Origin of the sequence: Clostridium sp. SHJSY1, assembly GCF_031626875.1 — a bacterium.
GTDB lineage: Bacteria > Bacillota > Clostridia > Clostridiales > Clostridiaceae > Clostridium.
Genome location: NZ_JANDMF010000095.1, coordinates 1 through 4,451, shown reverse-complemented (window position 1 = coordinate 4,451; position 4,451 = coordinate 1). Strand labels below are relative to the sequence as shown.

General features: G+C 28.7%; 3 protein-coding genes. 2 read left to right on the top strand and 1 reads right to left on the bottom strand.

Going from position 1 to position 4,451, the window contains the following annotated elements; all coding sequences use genetic code 11:
- Positions 1-163 precede the first annotated feature (163 nt).
- The gene (locus NNC19_RS23140; protein ID WP_310941051.1) at positions 164-817 is read left to right on the top strand and encodes a DUF6483 family protein; all 654 of its coding nucleotides are present in this window, start codon (positions 164-166) and stop codon (positions 815-817) included.
- A gap of 46 nt (positions 818-863) precedes the next feature.
- Here NNC19_RS23140 and NNC19_RS23135 read toward each other — a convergent pair whose 3' ends face one another.
- Complete coding sequence (locus NNC19_RS23135; RefSeq protein ID WP_310941050.1) at positions 864-1,580, bottom strand: lysophospholipid acyltransferase family protein; 717 nt, start codon at positions 1,578-1,580, stop codon at positions 864-866.
- 308 nt (positions 1,581-1,888) lie between these two features.
- On the opposite strand from NNC19_RS23135, the gene NNC19_RS23130 reads away from it, so the two are divergent.
- Positions 1,889-4,285: an HAD-IC family P-type ATPase gene (locus NNC19_RS23130; RefSeq protein ID WP_310941049.1), complete on the top strand. Its 2,397-nt coding sequence runs from the start codon at positions 1,889-1,891 to the stop codon at positions 4,283-4,285.
- The last annotated feature ends 166 nt before the right edge of the window (positions 4,286-4,451 follow it).

The window sequence follows — 4,451 nt, the reverse complement described above, 5'->3', positions numbered from 1 at the left end:
CTTTGTTAACATTTTTATCACCCAAGAATATTTTATTATAAAAACGAAAGAGTGTCGACTTTGTCGACACTCTGAGCTAAGTTATTTAACTTAGCTTTTAATGTTTGTATAATATATAAGTAAATCCTTATTTCCAAGGAAATGTTTAAAGTGAGGTGTGAGAATGTTAAAAAATGATTATATGAAAGAGATTGAAACAACTCTTAAAAATATAAGGGAAGAAATTGATAGAAGTATATTAGATGGAGAAGTCAGCACTGCATTTAATATGATTAATAAAGAAGTGAAGGCTTTAGTTGGATTAGAGATAGATACAATTGATACTTTAGCATTTTCTGATGTTATTGACTTAGTAAGAAAAGAAAATCAATATAATTCAGAAAGATATATTGCACTTGGAGAATTATTATATTTTGAAGGTTATATGTACAATACATTAAAAGATGAATCAAACAAAATAAAATATTATAAAAAATCATTAGAAAGTTTTTTGTGTGCATATTTAGAGGAAGAGCATTTAGATGAAAGGTATTTAAATGATGTTATGGAAGTAGTAAAAGATTTATCACAATATGAAATGAGTTTAGAAGATAATATTAGGATATTTAAGTTTTATGAAATAAATAAGCAATTAGATAAAGCAGAAGATATTTTATTTTATATGATAAAAAATAGTGACAAGGACAAGACTGTTATTTCAAAAGGGATAGAATTTTATAATAGGCTCAAGAAAAAAGATGAAAATTACTTAGAATCAGGAAACTTACCTTTAGATGAAGTGAATGATGGATTAGAGAATTTAAAGTTAATGATGTAGTAAAATAAAAATCTCAAAAAAGAGAATTTCTTTTTTGAGATTTTTTTTAATTAAATTTGCTTAAAACTATATTTTCAACCCTTTCAGGTAATTCAGTTATTTCATCTTTTGTGAGAGCTTGTACATCAATCAATGGATGTATGGTGATATTAATTGATGATGCTTTAATTCTATTATTATTAGCTTCTAAAGCTTTATATGAACCATCTATAGTTATTGGAACTATAGGAACTTTTGATTTAAGAGCAAGTTTAAAACTTCCAGCCTTAAATTCATGTGGTTTTCCACCCTTACTTCTGGTTCCTTCAGGAAAAATTACCATGGAGTGTCCACTTTTTAAGATATTTATCCCTTCAACTATGGATTCAGCAGACTTTCTCATATTTTCTCTATCCATAAATGTACATTGCATATATCTCATCCATAGGCTTATTCCAGGCCACTTAGCAAGTTCTTTTTTTGCAATAAATCCTTTGGGAATATCTATAGCACTCATTAAAAGTGGAATGTCAAAGTTACTTTGATGATTAGAAACAAATAATACCGTTTGATTTTTCGGGATGTTTTCAAGACCAGTAATATTTATTTTGCATCCACTGAGTTTCATTACAAATCTTGCCCATCTGTGAGTGATTTTATGAATAAGTAAAATTCCTTCTTCATTTCTTCCTTTTTTAAGCAAATAATTAATTTTAATCGTGTGCATTAAAGAAAAAATTAAACTTATTACTAATCCAGAATAAAATAATAATGATCTTAACATAAGCTTTGTCCTTTCTAGATTATAATAGATTAACATAGAATAGTATATTACAAGATAGGAAAGAATTAAAGTATATACATTATTAGTTATCAAAAACTTAACGATTTGTAAACAAAGAAACTTTTATATATGATATAATTGGCTTGCTAATAATTTAAGTTATAATAGTAAACTAATTCCTAAATTGAATAAATAATAATAAAATAAGAGATTTTTAATAATTTATTTGAAAATTTAAGAGTATTTTAAGATTAGTAAATTACAATAAATTTATAGAGATTAATATTCAACTTTAATGAGGAGAGCTTATGGAGTGTAATAATTTAGATATAAAGGAAATCGATATCAATTCTAATAATGAAAATAGATTGATTGGACTAACAGATAAAGAAGTAGAATTAAGAATTAAAAATGGACAGGTAAACAAATTGCCAACAGCTCCATCAAGAACAATTTGGCAAATGATAAGAGCTAATTTTTTTAATATTTTTAATGCTCTCAATATTGTTCTCGCAGGAATAGTGATTATAGCAGGTTCACCTAAAAATGCTATATTTGCAGGAGTAATTTTAGTAAATAGTATTATTGGAGTTATGCAAGAACTTAATGCAAAAAAGACTCTTGAAAAACTATCAGTTTTAAGTATGGCAAATGCAAAAGTTTTAAGAAATGGTAAAGAAAAAGTAGTATCTATTGAGGAATTAGTTATAGATGATATAGTTTGTTTATCAAGTGGAGATCAGATATTGGCAGATTGTAAGTTAGTTAAAGGTGATGAACTTGAAGTAGATGAATCAATGCTTACAGGCGAAGCTGATCCAGTTCCTAAAAAATCATCTGATGAAGTTTTATCTGGAAGTTTTGTTGTTGCAGGTGAAGGTTTTGCTAAGATAACAAAGGTAGGAGGAAAGACCTATTCATCAAAGCTTGCTGATGAAGCAAGAAAATTTAAAATAGTTAATTCAGAACTTCAAACATCTATTAGTAAAATTATAAAAATGTTATTATTTCTGATAGTGCCATTAGGAATAATATTAACTACAACACAAATTTTCTTTTCAAGAGCTGGATGGCGAGAGTCTTTGATAGGTGTAGTTTCAGGAATTGTTGGTATGATTCCTGAGGGATTAGTCTTATTAACTAGTGCAACATTCATAGTTTCTGTGGTAAGACTTGCTAAATATGATGCTTTAGTTCAACAATTGTCAGCAACAGAGTTATTGGCAAGAGTAGATGTGCTTTGTGTAGATAAGACTGGAACAATAACAGAAGGAAAGCTTAAGTTGGTAGATGTAAAACCAGTACATGGGGTAAAAAAGGAATTAGTAGATGAAGTGCTAGCAGCTTTAGTACATAATCTTCCAAGTAAAAACCCTACTCAAAAGGCTATTTTAGAACATTATGATTATGATCCAAGTGTTTCAGTTCTGGAAAAGGTACCATTTTCATCCAGAAGAAAATGGGGAGGCATAATTTTAAAGAGTTATGGGACTTGGGTACTTGGAGCTCCTGAAATTTTATTAGGAGATAGATATAGTAGTTTTAGTAGTGTTGTTGAAGCAGAAGCTATAAAAGGAAGAAGAGTTCTTCTTCTTGGAAAAGTAAATCAAATAAGTTTGAAAAAAGGAATTTTAGAATCAGTAGAAGAAGCAGCTTTTATATTAATAGAAGATGTTATTAAGGAAGAAGCTCCAGAAGTGTTAAAGTTCTTTAATAAAGAAGGGGTTACATTAAAAGTTATATCTGGAGATAATCCAGTTACAGTTTCAGCAGTAGCCATGAGAGCAGGAGTTGAAGGTGCTGATAGATATGTTGATGCTAGATCATTACCTATAGAGATAGAAGAATTAGTTAAGGTTATTGATGATTATACTATATTTGGAAGAGTTACTCCTCATCAAAAGAAGGATATAATAAAAGCATTGCAATTAAAAGGGCATACAGTTGCTATGACAGGAGATGGAGTAAATGATGTGCTTGCACTTAAGGAAGCAGATTGTGGAATAGCAATGGGAAATGGTTCAGAAGCTACAAAAGCAGTTGCTCAGCTAGTATTGTTAAATTCTGATTTTGGAGCACTTCCTAAAGTTGTTACAGAGGGAAGAAAGCAAATAAACAATTTAGAAAGAGTTGCTGAATTGTTCCTTACAAAGACAGTTTTCTTTGTAAGTTTATCTTTGATAATATGTTTAATTTTACTACCATATCCATTGTCACCTATACAGGCATCTTTAGTTGGTAGTTGTGCTATTGGAATACCATCATTTTTTCTAGCTTTAGAACCATCAGTTGGAAGAGTAAAAAAAGGATTTTTAAGAAGGATATTAACCAAGAGTATACCAAATGGTGTTATAATGGTTTTATTTACTGTTAGTGCCTTTGCAATATCCCATTTATCAGGAGTTGGATTGAGACATTCTAGATCAGTAGCATTAATTGTATTTTTAGGCATAAGTTTAGTTGTTTTATTGAGAGTAGCATTACCATTAACAAGATTTAAATTATTTTTATTGATAGCAATGGTAGTTAGTTCTATCATATGTTATGTTACACCAATAGGAAGATGGGTATTTAGTTTGACTCCAATAACAATTGGAGAATGGATTATGGCAATAGTATTCATTGCTTTATCTTGGCCAATGTTATCTGTATCTGTAGGATTTGCTAGAAGGGTTAAAAGTAAAAGAAAAGTTCAGGTTGTTTAAATTATATAAAAAAATTAAAAGTTACTCTGTTTGATTTTTATTCATATGGAGTGACTTTTTGTTAGTTATAATAAATTTTCAATTACAAACTATAATAGTGCATTTTTACTTGAATAATTTTACAGTTGAATAGAAAAACAGATTCTTAGGCTATTTTTAATGACTC

Coding starts and splice junctions, on each gene's coding strand:
- NNC19_RS23130 (WP_310941049.1), top strand. CDS start 1,889: ATGGAGTGTAATAATTTAGATATAAAGGAAATCGATATCAATTCTAAT.
- NNC19_RS23135 (WP_310941050.1), bottom strand. CDS start 1,580: ATGTTAAGATCATTATTATTTTATTCTGGATTAGTAATAAGTTTAATT.
- NNC19_RS23140 (WP_310941051.1), top strand. CDS start 164: ATGTTAAAAAATGATTATATGAAAGAGATTGAAACAACTCTTAAAAAT.